Source organism: Hymenobacter sp. 15J16-1T3B, assembly GCF_020711235.1.
Lineage (GTDB): Bacteria > Bacteroidota > Bacteroidia > Cytophagales > Hymenobacteraceae > Solirubrum.
In genome coordinates this window covers 210,894-225,558 of record NZ_JAJFAV010000006.1, presented here as the reverse complement: position 1 = coordinate 225,558, position 14,665 = coordinate 210,894, and the positions used below count along the sequence as shown (strand labels likewise).

The following is a 14,665-nucleotide window of genomic DNA, read 5'->3' as shown; positions in this document are numbered from 1 at the left end:
TTGGGTGGGGTTGAGGTGAGTTATCGGAGCAGGCGGCCGGTCACGTTGCCGGCCATGATGTGCTCCACTTCGGCCACGGTTGCCAGGTTCACGTCGCCGTGGATGGTGTGCTTCAGCGCCGAGGCGGCCGTGGCAAAGTTCAGCGCCTGCTGCGCCGAGTCGAGTTTGAGCTTGCCGTACACGAAGCCGGCAATAAACGCGTCGCCGCCGCCGATGCGGTCCACGACGGGCGTGATGTCGTAAAACTGCGTTTCCAGGTAGCCCTGCTCGGCATCGACCAGCATGCCCTGAATCCGCTCGTGCGAGGCGCTTTGCGTCTGCCGGCGGGTGGCCATGACCTGCTTGATCTGCGGGAAGCGCTGCATGAGCTTCTGGGCCATGCACTCGAAGCTGTTTTCGCAGTCGGCGTCGGCCTGAATGCCGAACAAATCTTCCGCGTCGCCTTCTGAGCACACCACCACGTCGCAGCCTTCGGTGAGGCCGGGCATCACGTCCTGGGCGCGCTGCCCGTACTGCCACAGGTTGCGGCGGTAGTTCACGTCGGCCGACACGGTGATGCCGAGGCGGCGGGCTACGGCAATAGCGTCGCGGCAGGCCTGGGCGGCCGAGGCCGACACGGCGGCGGTGATGCCCGTCCAGTGAAACCACTGGGCGTCTTTCAGGATTTCTTCCCAGTCGAAAGCGGCCGGGTCGAGCTTGGCAAAGGCCGACTCAAACCGGTCGTAGACGATGGTGCTAGCCCGCAGCGCCGAACCTACTTCGAGGAAGTACAGGCCCAGGCGGGTGTTGGGCGTGTACACCACGTGGCGCATGTCCACGCCTAGGGCGCGGAACTGCTGGGTGGCGGCGCGGCCGAGCTGGTGGTCGGGGAAGCAGGTGACGTGGGCGGCGGGCAGGCCGAGGCAGGCCAGGGAAGCGGCCACGTTGGCGTCGCCGCCGCCGTAGGTTACTTCCAGCTCCGAGGCTTGTTCCAAGCGGTAGTTCAGCGGCGGCGAGAGCCGCATCATGATTTCGCCGAACGTGACGATTTGCTTCATGCCGGGGGACGAAACGCCGCTATTGCAAGCGGCGCGCAGGGTTGAGGGTAAAAGGGACTACCGACAAGGTCGGCAGGAAACGAGGGCGAACAATCGTTTGCGCCCCATAAAAACTCCGGCAACGTTGTCGCAAACGTTGCCGGAGCTGGCTTTCTACTAAGCCTCGGCCGCTACCGAGGAGGTTTCGGCCACTTTCGAGAAGCCGAAGTATTCGTTGGCGTTGCCGTAGCAGATGTTCTCGACCATCTGGCCCAGCAGCTCCATGTCGGCTGGCAGCTCGCCATTTTCCACGTCGTTGCCGAGCATGTTGCAGAGGATGCGGCGGAAGTACTCGTGGCGCGGGTACGAGAGGAAGGAGCGCGAGTCGGTGAGCATGCCCACGAAGCGGCTCAGCAGACCCATGTTCGACAGCGCGTTGATCTGCCGCTCCATGCCGTCCTTCTGATCCAGGAACCACCAGCCCGAGCCGAACTGCATCTTGCCGGCCACCGACCCGTCTTGGAAGTTGCCAATCATGGTGGCGAACAGCTCGTTGTCGGAGGGGTTCAGGTTGTAGAGGATGGTCTTGGCCAGCTTGTCCTGGGTGTCGAGGCGGTCGAGGAACTTGGCCAGGGCCGGGGCCTGCTGGAAGTCGCCGATGGAGTCCCAGCCGGTGTCGGGGCCGAGCTGGCGCAGCATGCGGGCGTTGTTGTTGCGCAGGGCACCGAGGTGAAACTGCTGGGTCCAGCCTTTCTCCCAGTCCAGCTCCGCCAAGAACACCAGCATGGCCGACTTGAACTGCAGCACTTCCGCGCGCTCCAAGGTCTCGCCGCCGCGCACTTTGGCGAAGATGCGGGTGATGTCGGCGTCGGTGTAATCAGCGGCGTAGATCTGCTCCAGGCCGTGGTCGGAGAGGCGGCAGCCCAGGGCGGCAAAGTAGTCGTGGCGCACGCGCAGGGCCGTTTGCAGGTCCTGGTAGTTCAGGATTTCCACGGCGGCCGAAGCGCCCAGCTTATCCAGGTAGGCGTTGTAAGCGGCGGCATCTTCCGGCGACATGGCTTTGTCGGGGCGGAAGGTGGGCAGCACCTGCACGCCGAAGGGGTCGGCGGCAATGGCACGGTGGTGCTCCAGAGAGTCCGAGGGGTCGTCGGTGGTGCAGAGCGTCTGCACGTTCATCTTCTTGAGCAGGTTGCGCACCGAGTACTCCGGCGTGCGCAGCAAGGCCGAGCAGTGGTCGTAGATGCGGCGGGCCGACTCCTTGTTGAGCAGCTCCGTCACGCCGAAGTAGCGCTGCAGCTCCAGGTGCGTCCAGTGGTAGAGCGGGTTGCGCAGGGTCTGCGGCACCGTCTCAGCCCACTTTTCAAACTTCTCCCAGTCCGACGCGTCGCCGGTGATGTAGCGCTCATCGATGCCGTTGGTGCGCATGGCGCGCCACTTGTAATGGTCGCCGTAGAGCCAGATCTGCGTCAGGTTGTCGAACTGCTTGTCTTCGGCAATCTGGTCGGGCAACAGGTGGTTGTGGTAGTCGATGATGGGCATCTGCCGGGCATGCTCGTGGTAGAGCGTGCGCGCCGTGGCGGTCTGCAGCAGAAAATCGTCGTTCAGGAAGGGTTTCATAGGGTATTCTGAGCAAAGCCGTCGGCTCCTGCAAGCGCCGGCTGGGTGGGTCGGTAAAAGTATTTAACCCGGGTAAGCATCCGATGAAGCAAGCCGCTCCGGCGCCGTGTTTATTCACGCAAACGGTTCCGGAGCGGCCCCACGCTTCTTACAGCGAAACGCCGCGTTTCCAGGGAATGAAGTCGGTCTGCCCGTGGCGCACGGCGGCTACTTCCTCGCCGCTGGCCACGCGGATGACGTAGTCCAGAATCCGCTCCCCGGCCTGCTCGATGGTTTCCTCGCCGTCGATGACGGTGCCGGTGTTGATGTCGATGATGTCGGGCATGCGCTTGGCCAGCGGGGTGTTGGTGGCAATCTTCACCACGGGGGCAATGGGGTTGCCGGTGGGAGTGCCCAGGCCGGTGGTGAAGAGCACCACGTTGGCGCCCGAGCCCACCTCAGCCGTGGTCGATTCCACGTCGTTGCCGGGGGTGCAGAGCAGGTTCAGGCCGGGCTTAGTTACGGGCTCGGGGTAGTCGAGCACGGCCACCACCGGCGAGGAACCGCCCTTACGCGCGGCGCCGGCCGACTTCATGGCGTCGGTCAGCAGACCGTCGCGGATGTTGCCCGGCGAGGGGTTCATGTCGAAGCCCGAGCCGACGGCCACGGCGGAGTCGCTATAGGCCTTCATCAGCGAGCTGAACCGCTCGGCGGTTTCTTTGTCCACGCTGCGGTCCACGAGCTCCTGCTCCACGCCATTCAGCTCCGGGAATTCGGCCAGGATAACCGAGCCGCCCAGGGCCACCAGCATGTCGGACACGTGGCCCACGGCGGGGTTGGCCGAGATGCCCGAGAAGCCGTCCGAGCCGCCGCATTCCAGGCCGATGCACAGCTTGCTCAGCGGCGCGGGCTGGCGCTGCTGGGCGTTGGCTTGCATCAGGCCGGCGAAAGTCTGGCGCAGGGCGGTGCTCACCAAGCTTTCCTCCGTGCCGATTTTCTGCTGCTCCAGGATGTAGAGCGGCTTGTCGAAGTTGGCGTCGCGCTTGCGGATTTCGTCCTGCAGCATCGACACCTGCGCGTTCTGGCAGCCCAGGCTCAGCACCGTAGCGCCGGCCACGTTCGGGTGGGTGATGTAGCCCGCCAGCAGGCCGCAGAGCGTCTGCGCATCCTGCCGAATGCCTCCGCAGCCGCCTTCGTGGGTCAGGAAGCGCACACCGTCCACGTTGGGGAACAGCTTGGGCTTCTGGTGGGCTTCGAGGGCCGTCTGCAGATCAGCCTGCAGGATTTCTTCCACCGACTTGCCGGCCTGCATCAGCTGAATCAGCTCCTGCGTCTGCGGCTGGTAGCTTTTCTTGCGGGCGTAGCCGAGGTCATTCACCAGGGCTTCTTCCAGTACTTGGATGTTGCGGTTTTCGCAGAACACCAGCGGAATTACCAGCCAGTAGTTGGCCGTGCCCACCTGCCCGTTGGAGCGGTGGAAGCCCATGAAGGTGCGGTTCTGCCACTGCTCCACGTTCGGCACCGGCCACGAAGCGCGGTGGGCGCCGTGCTCCCCGTAGGAGTTGGTGGCGTGCTTGATGTTCGAGGTGGTGAGCAGGCCGCCCTGCGGAATGGCTTCGCGGATTTTGCCCACGAGCACGCCGTACATGGTCACGGAGTCGCCGACCTGAAAGTCCTGCATGGCCAGCTTGTGCTTGGCCGGAATGGCGGCGACGGTCTTGATGGCGCCGTCCTCCCACGGAATGGTGGTGCCGGCCGGCAGGTCCTGCAGGGCGACGAGTACGTTGTCGTGGGGGTGGATTCGGGCTACTAGGTGTTTCATCTTGGGTTGCTCTAGGCCGTCATTCCGAGCGAATTCGAGGCATCTCGCGTGTTTACCAGGATAGTAATTTCTATCTGGTAAAGCGGTAGAGATGCTTCGACAAGCTCAGCATGACGTTCTGGATTATCGGTTCAACGAAGCGCGCGAGTCGGCTGCGCTCCACATGACTTTACCTCTTACAACAAACTAGGCAGGCACTTCGCTCCGCAGGTGCTTGGCAACGGTGGCGTATACGCCTTCTTCCAGCATCTGCTGCAGGTAGCCGGTCACGGCGCTGGCGAAGCCCGGCAGGGCGGTCAGGTCGTGGTTCCAGAGGGCTTGGTTGTGCAGCACCACGCTCACCAATTCGGCGGGCTGCAGGCGCTGCCAGAGGTCGGCGAAGTAGCCGGCTTTTTCGTCCTGGATGGGGTACTGCTCGCCGTTCAGCTCGCCGTACCAGGTGTGGTCCTTTTGCTCGGTGGCACGCATGAAGAGCAGATAGGCGGCAAAGCCCAGCGCCGCGTGCTGCGGCGCCTGCTTCTGCTGCTCGGCGTAGTGTACCAGGGTGGCCACGTTGCGCATCTGCATCTTGGCCGTGTAGTTCAGCGTGATGGCCAGCCAGCGGTGCTCGATGAAGGGGTTGCGGAACCGGTCCAGCACCTGGCGGGCGAAGTCGCGGGCCACGGTTTCGTCGATTTTGTACGGGATGCCGGGGCGCAAATCGTCCACCATCAGGCGGCTGATGAACTGGCCCAGCACGTCGTCTTCCATCGCGCCGCGCACCGTCTCGAAGCCGCTCAGGAACGCCAGGCCGCAGCTCAGGGTGTGCGTGCCGTTGAGCATGCGCAGCTTCAGCTCGCGAAACTGGTTGATGTCGGGCTGAATGATAACGCCCTTGTCGGCCTGCTCAAACGACAGCACCTGGCGCACTTTCGCGTCGCCTTCGATGGCCCAGAGGCGGTACACCTCCGACATGGTCAGCAGGTCGTCGTCGTAGCCCAGCTCCTCGGTCAAAGCGTTGTAGGCGCCCACGTCGGGGCGGCCCGGCACGATGCGGTCGACCAGGGAGTTGCAGCAGGTGTTGGCGGCTTCCAGCCAGTCGATGAACTCGGCTTCCAGCTCGTTGCGGTGGGCCAGCTCCAGCAGAATGGCTTCCAGCTTGCGGCCGTTGTCGGGCACCAGCTCGGTGGGCACGATGACCAGGCCTTTCGATTTGTCGCCTTTAAAGGCTTTCCAGCGCACGTAGAGCACGGCCAGCAGCTTGCCGGGAAACGACACGGGCGGCGACTGGCGCACGTCGTCGGCGACCAGCTGAATGCCCACTTCCGTGGTGTTGCTGATGACTACCTGCAGGTCGGGCGACTGGGCGCAGCGCAGCACTTCGGCCCACTGGCTTTTGGCCGACAGCACGCGGCTGATGGCCGAGCTGACCACGTTTTCCTCCACCTGCTGGCCGTCCTCGATGCCGCGGATGCAGAGCGTGTAGAGGCCGTCCTGGCGGGCAAAGGCGTTGATGTCGCCGCCGTCGGTCGACTTCACCACCACGATGCGGCCGTTGAAGATGCCTTGGCGGTTGGCTTTGTCGATGAGGTAGTCGGGCAGGCCGCGCAGCAGCACGCCGGTACCGAATTGCAGGACCTTTTCGGGCAGGGCCAGCTGGGCGGCCTCCGGCAGGCTGACGGCCGAATGGGCGCCGTGGGCCAGCGCGATGTTGCGAGACAAGTAGCTCATGGGTGGTATTCTTATAATCCGCTCTTTCCGTTCGCACCCTGGTGTTGCCACTGGGGGTATTCTTTGGTCAGCAACTTGGCCGGCCAGGTGCCGAGGTAGGCGTAGCCCACGCGGCGTTCGTGTTCGATGTCGGCCAGCTGGGCGTGCTTCACCCCGTCGCGGCCGACGTAGATTGGTTGGTTGGTTTCCAGGTCGTAAAAACGTGCCCACAAAGTAGAGCCGGCCTCGGGCAATACTCTCCTGTCCTTACCTGTCGGCTGGGCTGGGTCGTCCACATCTTTCACGGTAAAACCCTCGATTTTGACCTTGCCGAGCCAAGCCACCGCCGCGTCGACGCTGCGCTTGATTTCGGGCGTCTGCTCGGGCTGGGCCATCAGAAATTCCACAATGCCCACCGTTTCCATGCCACTCAAGGAAGCCAGCTCAAAAGCCCGGGCCTTGCAGGGCAGCAGGGTGCGGCGGTCGTGCTGGGCGCACCAGGCGGTGAGCGTGCCGTTCTGCACGTACTGCGTCTTCAGCAGGCACTGCACGCCGCGTTCCACCGCCTGCTGGGCCGCCGGCACCAAGCTGAAGTCGACCAGGGCGTAGTCGCCCTTTTTATCGGCCACGTTCTTGAGCACCCACAGCGCCTTGATCATGGCGTTGTCGTTGTAGGTAATCTGGGCACGGTACGAGGAGCTGTCGGGGTAGTACTGCGGGAAGCCGCCGCTTTTCTGCTGCATCAGCAGCAGGTAGCGGATGCCGCGCTCGGCCGCCTGCCGGTAGGCCAGGTTGTTGGTCTTCTTGTAAGCCCCGAGCAGGTAGGTGATTTCACGCGTGGTGGCGTTGTTGTCGATGGTGGCGTCCTTGCGCACGGTTCCGTCCTTGCGCGTTTGCACGCGCTCGGCCGGGGTTAGCGGGTGCTGATAATCCACCTTCTTCTCCCCTACCGCCTTGGGCCAGCCGCCGATGGCGCGCTGGTACACCAGCATGCGCTCGGCCACCGAATCTCTGCTAACCTCGGCCGTAGCCACCGGCGCCCCTACTTTGCCCGAAACCGGGTCCCAGGCGCCGCCGAAGGTCCAGGCCGCGTTGATTTGCTTTTCGGAGGGCGCCCCTTCGGCCGTTACGAGGTTGTCGGAGTGCCAGGCGTAGTCGCCGCCCTTGCGGTGGCAGTCGGCGTAGTACACGCGGCGGCCCCACAGCGGGGTGCCGGGCCCGGAGGGGGCGTGGTAGATGTCAACGTCGGCCATGTTCTCGTCGAACTTGCAGCCGATAAGGTAAAACTGCGACTCGCGGTGGTAGCGGCCGAGCTTGTAGCCTTTGTCGCCCTCGAAAGTGCAGTTCTTGAGCACGGTTTTCGAGGCCTTGCTGCCGGTGCCGTCGTGCCAGATGGCGGCCGAGGTGCTGTGACAGATAAAGCGGCAGTTTTCGGCGTAGGCCCAGCCGCGCGGGCAGTAAAAGTCGACGCCGCCTTCCATGGTGCAGTCCTTGAAGTAGAACTGCCCGCCTTCGCCGTCCCAGGGGCTCACCGTGTCGCCGCCGTAGGCGCGGAAGGTGCAGTGCACAAACTTCATCCGCGACGAGCCGGCGAAGGTGCGCAGGGCCATCTGGTGGGTGGTGCCGCTGATTTTCTTCGCGCCCGTCGGGTCGGCGGGGCAGGGAATCGTCTGTTCACCGGGCGAGTCGAGGCCGTAGCTGTTGACCACCGACAGGTTTTCCAGCGTCAGGTCGGGGGCGTTGCGCACGTTGATGGTGGCCACGCCCCAGTCGTCGGTGTTGCCGGCGCAGCGGGCCGCGTCCCGGGCCAAGGATACCTGAATCCAGGTCAGCGCCTCGCCGGCACCACGTAGGGTCAGGTGGTCTTTGCCGTCGATGAAGATTTGCTCGCGGTAAATGCCTTTTTTGATGTTGATGACGCGCGGTTTGTCGGCGTGGGCGGGCAGGCTGTTGATGGCCTCCTGCACCGTTTTAAACTGGCCTGAGCCATCGGCGGCCACGGTGAGTTGCTGGGCCGCAGCCGCGCCACTCACCAGGGCAAGGCCCGCTCCGAGTACCAGTTTGTGTAGCCAACGTCGCATCATCTCGCGCATCTTCTTATTCTCCCGCACCGCGGCGGGTTATTGCAAAAAATCCTCCCGCAGGGGAGTAAAGGAATCCAGCAGCACGCCGCTTTCCAGGCAAGTGGTGCCGTGCAGGGTGTTGCCCGGCACAAAGCAGCTGTCACCTGCCCGCAGCACGCGGGTGTCGCCGGCAATAGTGTATTCGAACGCGCCGCTTTCCACGTAGCTGGTTTGCGCGTGCGGGTGCTGGTGCTCGGCGCCCACGGCGCCGGCCTCGAAGGCCACTTTCACCAGCATCAGCGCCGGCCCGTAGGCCAGCACCTGCCGCCGCACGCCCTCGGCCACGGACTCCCAGGGGAGCCCGTGGCCGGCGCAGAACTGCGCGGAAGGGGTGTCAGCCGTCGGCATTAGTAGCCGAAGTTTTGCTGCAGGGCCGGGTCGGCGGCCAGCGTGGCCTGCGGAATCGGCAGCAGTTCCTTGCCCTTGCCGGGCAGGTATTCGGCCGCCAGGCCGCTAGCAATGCTGGTAGCCGTGGTCGTCACCGGACCGGTGGGCCCAGGCAGCGTCAGCGAGTAGGTGGTGTTGGCCGGGCGCGTGTTGGCGATGTAGTCGGCGGTGAGGGCCTGGCGCCAGTTTACGCGAGTGGTACCGGCAGGAGCAGTAGCGGGCGAAGGCCGGTAGAACGAGTTGGCCCACTGCAGCGGACTAGCCGACGGGGTGCGGTAGTACAGGTACTGCGGGATGTTCTGGTACGGCGCCTCGTTTTTGGCCATCTTCTCGATGTTGGCCTTCACCTCGGCAATCTTGGTAGCGAAGAGGTTCCAGCGCAGTAGGTCGTACTTGCGGATGCCTTCGCCGCCAAACTCCAGGTACCGCTCGTTCACGATGGCGTTAAAGAAGCCGGTTTTGCTGTTCAGGTCCAGGCCGGCGGCGGCGCGGGCGGCGTTGCCACCGAAGCCGCGGCGGCGCACTTCCAGCAGGGCGTCCTTGGCAGCTTGCGAGGGCGAGCCGGTCAGCTCGTTGTCGGCCTCGGCAAACATCAGCAGCACGTCGGCGAAGCGGATGATGGGCCAGTTGTAGTCGAGGTAGTTGACTGCCCCGGTGACAGGCGGAATGTGCCAGTCGCGGCGCCACTTGCCGTCGGTGATGGACGTCAGGGCCACGCCCGACTGGAAGTTGCTGCTGGCCCCGATTTCGTAGGTCGTAATCGTCACGTCGCGGCGCGTGTCGGTCGAGTCGAAGGCGTAGAAGTAGGGCGGCGCCACGTTCACGGCGCCCTGGGTCGAGCCGTAGGTGCCGTTGGCGTTGCGCAGGCGCGGGCCGTTGTAGTAGCCCAGCTTGCTGCCCGAAGCCCCCGTTGCCGTCGACATGCCCACCTGGAACATGATTTCGTTTTTGGCGTCGGTGCGCTTCTCGTTCATGGCCTTGAACACCTCCAGGAAGCTCGGGTTCAGGTCGTGCTCGGTGCGGCGGGCCATCAGGTCGGCGCACTCCTGACGGGCAATGGTGTAGTAGTTCTGGTAGTCGCTGGGGCGCTCAAACGCGCCGGTGCGCGGGTTTTCGCTGTAGCCGGCGCGGAACATGGCAATGCGGGCGCGCAGGGCTTTCACCCCGCCTTTGGTGATGCGCTCATTGGCCGTGCCCACTTCCGAACGCCAAGGCACCAGCTGGGCCGCCGTGTTCAGGTCGTCGACGAGGCGGGTCAGCGTGGCGTAGCGGTCGGAGTTGGGTAGGCTGAAGTCCTGGCCCGCCACCGAGGGCGTAAACTGCACCGGGATGTCGCCCCAGTTGCGCACCAGCTCGAACAGGTACTGGGCGCGCAGCGTCAGCGCCTCGCCGTGCAGGCGTTTCATGGCGGCCACCTCGGCGGCCGTGCCATTGGTGTACAGGTTCGATTCGGGAATCTGCTGGATGCAGATGTTGGCGCGCTCCACGCCCTGGTACAGCTGGTTCCAGGGATTGTTGATTTCCGAGTTGGTGGCTTTGGCCGTGTAGCGGGCAATGCCGCGGCGCCCCCCGTCGTCGGCCCCCGGCGAGCCAATCATCTCGTCGGAGTCGTAGGGGTAATACATGCTCACGCGCGTGCCGTAGCCGTTGTCGCCCGAGAGCGGGTCGTAGGCCCCGATGACGGCGGCCGTAGCCCCGTCGACCGTGCTGAAGGTATATTCCGTGGTATTCAGGCCCAGCGGATCCACGCTGAGGAAATCTTTGCAGGCCGTCAGCGCGCCGGCCGAGGCCACCACGGAGGTAGCCAGCAGAGCCGCGCGAAAGAAGCGGAACGAGTTCATAATCAGGAGCGGGAGAAACGAGTGGGAATTACAGGGACAGGTTCACGCCGAACAGGAAGGCGCGGCTGCGCGGGTAGGCGGCGTAGTCGACACCCGGCGTCAGCGGCGAGGAGCGGCGGGTGTTGGCCTCCGGGTCGTAGCCCGAGTACTTGGTGAAGGTGTAGAGGTTGTTGAGCGTCACGTAGAAGCGCAACGACTGCACCTTGGCGCGCTGGGTCAGCGTCTTGGGCAGGGTGTAGCCCACCGTCACGTTGTTCACGCGCAGGAAAGAACCGTCTTCGATGGCCCAGGAGTGCAGCACGAAGCCGCGGGTGGGCGTCCAGATCTTGGCGTTCTGGTTGACTTCGGCCAGGCGCTCCAGCGAGGTGATGGGCGTGCCGTCGGCCTCGATCGAGCGGTAGCGGTCGGCCATGATGCCGAGCACGTTGCTGAACTGGGTGTTGGCCGTGTTCGAGGTAAACTCGATTTTGTTGGCGTTGTAGATGTCGTTCCCGTACACGAAGTTCAGGAACACGCTGGCGTCGAAGCCCTTGTAGGTGAACTGCTGGTTCAAACCGCCCACCACTTTGGGGTTGGCGTTGCCGATGACGGTTTTGTCGGCGTCATCGATTTTGCCGTCCCCGTTCAGGTCCTTGAACTTCACCAAGCCCGGGCGGAACTGCGACTCGCCGATCAGGCCGAGGTTGTTGACCAGGGCCACCTGGCCGGCGTCGTTGCGGCGGGGCGTCCAGGTGCCCAGGCTGCCGCCGGCGCCCGGGGTGTAGCCCGTGAAGTCATCGGCCGTCAGCCAGCCGTCGGTCACGTAGCCGTACATCTGGCCCACCGGCTGGCCCACCACGGCTTTGTAGTCCGGAATCAACGAGGCCTGGGAGCCGGCCCAGCCCGAGGTGATGCCCAGGATTTCCTGCTGGTCGCCGCCCAGGCTCACGATTTTGCCGCGGTTCATGGAGGCGTTGGCCGTGGCCGTCCAGGTGAAGTTGCCGCTCTGCACGATGGTGCCGGTCAGCTGCACTTCCAGGCCGCGGTTGGCGGTTTTGCCCACGTTCTGCTGCTGGGTGGTGTAGCCGATGAAGGCCGGCACCGGCTTGTCGAGCAGCAGGTCAGAGGTGGTGTTGTAGTAGATATCAGCCGTCAGCTGCACCCGGTTCTGGAGCAGGGCCAGGTCGAAGCCCACGTCGCGGGTGGTCGTGGTTTCCCACTTCAGGTCGGGGTTGGCCAAGCGAGTAGCGGCCGAGCCGTTGACGATAACGCCGCCCAGCGAGTACGGGGCCACACCGGCCTGATAGAGCTGGTAGAACTGATTGTCGGCAATACGGTTGTTGCCGGCCACGCCGTAGCTCACGCGCAGCTTCAGGTCGTTAACCACCGCAATGTTCTGGAAGAAGTCTTCCTTGGAAATACGCCACGCGGCCGAAGCCCCCGGGAAATAGCCCCACCAGTTCTGGCGCGCAAACTTCGAGGAGCCGTCGGCGCGGAAGGTACCGGTGAAGAGGTACTTGTCGTCGTAGGAGTAGGTCACGCGCCCGAAGCCCGAGAGCAGGCGGTAGTTCTGCGGAATGCTGGTCGAGGGCAGCACGGGCTGGGCCGTCTGGCCGGCCGGAATCACGCCCTGGTTGATGTTGGCCCAGGCCTGCTCCGAGTTGATATCCTGGGGCAGGAAGTTGGTCTGGATGTACTGCTGGCGGTTGAGCTGCGTGTACACTTCCTGGCCGAGCAGGATGCCCAGCGCGTGCTTGTCCTTCTTCCAGCTGTAGTCCAGCACGTTCGAGTTGTTGAGCGTGGTCTGGGTGGTGGCGGTGATGGACGCCGTGGGCAGGCCCGCGTAGCCCCCCGACGAGCCGCGCAGCACCGGCGAGTAGCGGCCGTTGAAGGTGCTCAGGTCGAAGTTGGTGATGTCGAAGCCGGCCGTGGAACGGAATACCAAGCCCTTGAACAGGTTCAGCGAGGCGTTGGCGCCGATGTTGATGGTGCGGCGCTTGTCCTGGCGCTTCTCGTTGTCGATAACCACGATGGGGTTAGCCAGCGAGGAGAGTTCGAAGAATTCCGGGTCGAAGTTGGAAATGTCCACCACCGAGCCGTCGGCGCGGGGAATGGCCATGGGCTGGAACTGCACCGCGTTGCGCAGGCGCGAAGTGGTGTTCGAGCCCGACGACGAGGTACCGGCGCCGTTGGTTTCCTGGTTGTTGAAGCGCATGTTCATCCCGAAGCGGAACTTCTCCGTGGCCTTCGTGTCGAAGCGGAAGTTCACCAGGTTGCGCACGTAGTCGGAGCCGCGCTGAATGCCGTCCTCGGTGTTGCGCGTCAGGCTCAGCGAGTAGGTCGTGCCCTTCACCCCGCCGGCCACCGACACGTTGTGCGTCTGCTGGAAGGCCGAGCGGCCGAACACTTCGTCCTGCCAGTCGATGAACGGCGAGTTGCGCACGCGCTGCAGGGTGTCGCTGTTGAAGTTGCGCGAGCCGAACAGGGTCTTGAACGTGCCCAGGCCGCCCGAGGCGTTGCCAATCACGCTGGTGCGCTCGAACTGGTAGTTCAGGTAATCGTCGGGGCTGAGGACGTCGAGCGTTTTGGAGATTTTGCGGAAGCCCGCAAAGCCGTTGTAGCTCACCACCGTCTTGCCTTCCAGGCCCTTCTTGGTGGTGATGATGATAACGCCGTTGGCACCGCGGGCGCCGTAGATGGCCGTGGCCGAGGCGTCCTTCAGCACGTCCACCGACTGAATGTCCTGCGGGGCAATAACCGAAAGGGCGTTTTCAATCTGGATGCCGTCGACCACGTACAGCGGCGAGTTGTCCTGGGTGATGGAGCCGCCGCCGCGCACGCGCACTTGCACGTTCAGGTTGCCGGGCGTGCCTTCGGCCGAGGTCAGCTGCACGCCGGCCAGGCGCCCGGTCAGGGCTTCGGCGGCGGAGTTGACGGGAATGTCTTTGATCTGCTTGGCATTCACCGACGACACGGCGCCGGTTACGTCCTTGCGCTCGATTTCCTGGTAGCCGATAACCACCACGTCGTTGAGCACCTTCGCGTCTTCCTTCAGGGTCACGGTCAGGTCCGGGCGCGAACCCACTTCCACGTCCTGCGGCTCGAAGCCGATGTAGCTGAAGCGCAGCGTCGGGTTGTCGCCGGTCACGTTCAGGCTGAATTTCCCCTCGGGGTCGGTGGTAGCACCGTTGGTGGTGCCTTTCACCACCACGGTCACGCCGGGCAGCTCCTCGCCCTTGGCCGAGCGCACCACGCCGCTGATGCGGCGCGCCTGCTGGGCGTTGGCCACCACTGCCATGCTAAGCAGCGAGCCGGCCAGGAATAGATGTTTTTTCATGGAAAGAACGATGTGGGAATCGAAAGCTGATGAGGAAGGACTAGCGCAGGTCGTAGATGCCGACCGCGTCCATGTCCGTGTATTCGAGGTTTTCGCCGGCCATGCCCCAGATAAAGGCGTAGGCGGCCGTGCCGCAGCCGGTGTGGATGGACCAGGGCGGCGAGAGGATGGCCTGCTCGTTCGACACCCACAGCGGGCGCGTCTCGCTCGGCTCGCCCATCAGGTGCAGCACGCGCTGGTTCTCGGGCAGGTTGAAGTAGAGGTAGGCCTCCATGCGCCGCGTGTGCGTGTGCGAGGGCATGGTATTCCACACTGAGCCGGCTTTCAGCTGCGTCAGGCCCATTACCAGCTGGCAGCTGGCAATGCCCTCGTTGTAGATGTACTTGTAGATGGTGCGCTGATTGGCCGTTTCCAGCGTGCCCATTTCCACCGGCGTGGCCTCGGCCTGGGTGCGGCGGGTGGTCGGGTACTCCTTGTGCGCCGGCGCCGACAACACGTAGTACTTAGCGCCTTCGCCGCTGAACTGCACGTCTTTCGAGCCGCGGCCTACATAGAGGCAGTCCTGGTTGCCGAGCTCGTACACCGTGCCGTCCACCGTCACCTGGCCCGCGCTGCCGATGTTCAGGATGCCCAGCTCGCGGCGCTCCAGGAAGAAGTTCGCCTTCAGCTCGCCCGGGTTCGGCAGGCTGATCGGCTGGCCCTGGGGCTGCACGCCGCCCACAATCATGCGGTCGTAGTGGGTGTAGACCAGCGTGATGTCGCCGGGCACAAACAGGGTCTCGATCAGAAAATGGTCCCGCCGCTCGGCGGTGTTCATTTGGGCGGTTTCGCGGGGGCTGACGGCGAAGCGTTGTTCCATCAAAAAGGCAGTGGGT

The 14,665-nt window shown here is 64.2% G+C and carries 9 protein-coding genes; all 9 read right to left on the bottom strand.

Annotation, left to right across the window (positions count from 1 at the left end):
- Positions 1 to 20 precede the first annotated feature (20 nt).
- The 9 genes from LJ737_RS12455 to kduI all read right to left on the bottom strand — a co-directional run bounded on the left by LJ737_RS12455 (position 21) and on the right by kduI (position 14,649).
- Positions 21 to 1,037 carry a sugar kinase gene (locus LJ737_RS12455; RefSeq protein ID WP_227766133.1) on the bottom strand — a complete coding sequence of 339 codons (1,017 nt, stop codon included), beginning with the start codon at positions 1,035 to 1,037 and terminating at the stop codon, positions 21 to 23.
- Between the two features lie 156 nt (positions 1,038 to 1,193).
- Positions 1,194 to 2,633: a glucuronate isomerase gene (gene uxaC, locus LJ737_RS12450; RefSeq protein WP_227766130.1), complete on the bottom strand. Its 1,440-nt coding sequence runs from the start codon at positions 2,631 to 2,633 to the stop codon at positions 1,194 to 1,196.
- Positions 2,634 to 2,781: 148 nt separating this feature from the next.
- Entirely contained in the window at positions 2,782 to 4,434 is a 1,653-nt protein-coding gene (locus LJ737_RS12445; RefSeq protein WP_227766129.1) for a UxaA family hydrolase, read from the bottom strand.
- Positions 4,435 to 4,620: 186 nt separating this feature from the next.
- Positions 4,621 to 6,144 (bottom strand): tagaturonate reductase, encoded by a 1,524-nt coding sequence (locus tag LJ737_RS12440; protein WP_227766126.1) that lies wholly within the window; start codon positions 6,142 to 6,144, stop codon positions 4,621 to 4,623.
- An 11-nt stretch (positions 6,145 to 6,155) separates the two neighbouring features.
- Positions 6,156 to 8,207, bottom strand: coding sequence for a pectate lyase (gene pelA, locus LJ737_RS12435; RefSeq protein WP_227766125.1), 2,052 nt, complete (start codon positions 8,205 to 8,207; stop codon positions 6,156 to 6,158).
- Between the two features lie 36 nt (positions 8,208 to 8,243).
- Positions 8,244 to 8,594: a cupin domain-containing protein gene (locus tag LJ737_RS12430; protein WP_227766123.1), complete on the bottom strand. Its 351-nt coding sequence runs from the start codon at positions 8,592 to 8,594 to the stop codon at positions 8,244 to 8,246.
- Complete coding sequence (locus LJ737_RS12425; protein ID WP_227766121.1) at positions 8,594 to 10,474, bottom strand: RagB/SusD family nutrient uptake outer membrane protein; 1,881 nt, start codon at positions 10,472 to 10,474, stop codon at positions 8,594 to 8,596. Before LJ737_RS12425 ends, LJ737_RS12430 begins: the two co-directional genes overlap by 1 nt.
- 28 nt (positions 10,475 to 10,502) lie before the next feature.
- The gene (locus tag LJ737_RS12420; RefSeq protein ID WP_227766119.1) at positions 10,503 to 13,790 is read right to left on the bottom strand and encodes a SusC/RagA family TonB-linked outer membrane protein; all 3,288 of its coding nucleotides are present in this window, start codon (positions 13,788 to 13,790) and stop codon (positions 10,503 to 10,505) included.
- Positions 13,791 to 13,830: 40 nt separating this feature from the next.
- Entirely contained in the window at positions 13,831 to 14,649 is an 819-nt protein-coding gene (kduI, locus tag LJ737_RS12415; RefSeq protein ID WP_227766118.1) for a 5-dehydro-4-deoxy-D-glucuronate isomerase, read from the bottom strand.
- Positions 14,650 to 14,665 lie beyond the last annotated feature (16 nt).

Coding starts and splice junctions, on each gene's coding strand:
- LJ737_RS12455 (WP_227766133.1), bottom strand. CDS start 1,037: ATGAAGCAAATCGTCACGTTCGGCGAAATCATGATGCGGCTCTCGCCG.
- uxaC (WP_227766130.1), bottom strand. CDS start 2,633: ATGAAACCCTTCCTGAACGACGATTTTCTGCTGCAGACCGCCACGGCG.
- LJ737_RS12445 (WP_227766129.1), bottom strand. CDS start 4,434: ATGAAACACCTAGTAGCCCGAATCCACCCCCACGACAACGTACTCGTC.
- LJ737_RS12440 (WP_227766126.1), bottom strand. CDS start 6,144: ATGAGCTACTTGTCTCGCAACATCGCGCTGGCCCACGGCGCCCATTCG.
- pelA (WP_227766125.1), bottom strand. CDS start 8,207: ATGATGCGACGTTGGCTACACAAACTGGTACTCGGAGCGGGCCTTGCC.
- LJ737_RS12430 (WP_227766123.1), bottom strand. CDS start 8,594: ATGCCGACGGCTGACACCCCTTCCGCGCAGTTCTGCGCCGGCCACGGG.
- LJ737_RS12425 (WP_227766121.1), bottom strand. CDS start 10,474: ATGAACTCGTTCCGCTTCTTTCGCGCGGCTCTGCTGGCTACCTCCGTG.
- LJ737_RS12420 (WP_227766119.1), bottom strand. CDS start 13,790: ATGAAAAAACATCTATTCCTGGCCGGCTCGCTGCTTAGCATGGCAGTG.
- kduI (WP_227766118.1), bottom strand. CDS start 14,649: ATGGAACAACGCTTCGCCGTCAGCCCCCGCGAAACCGCCCAAATGAAC.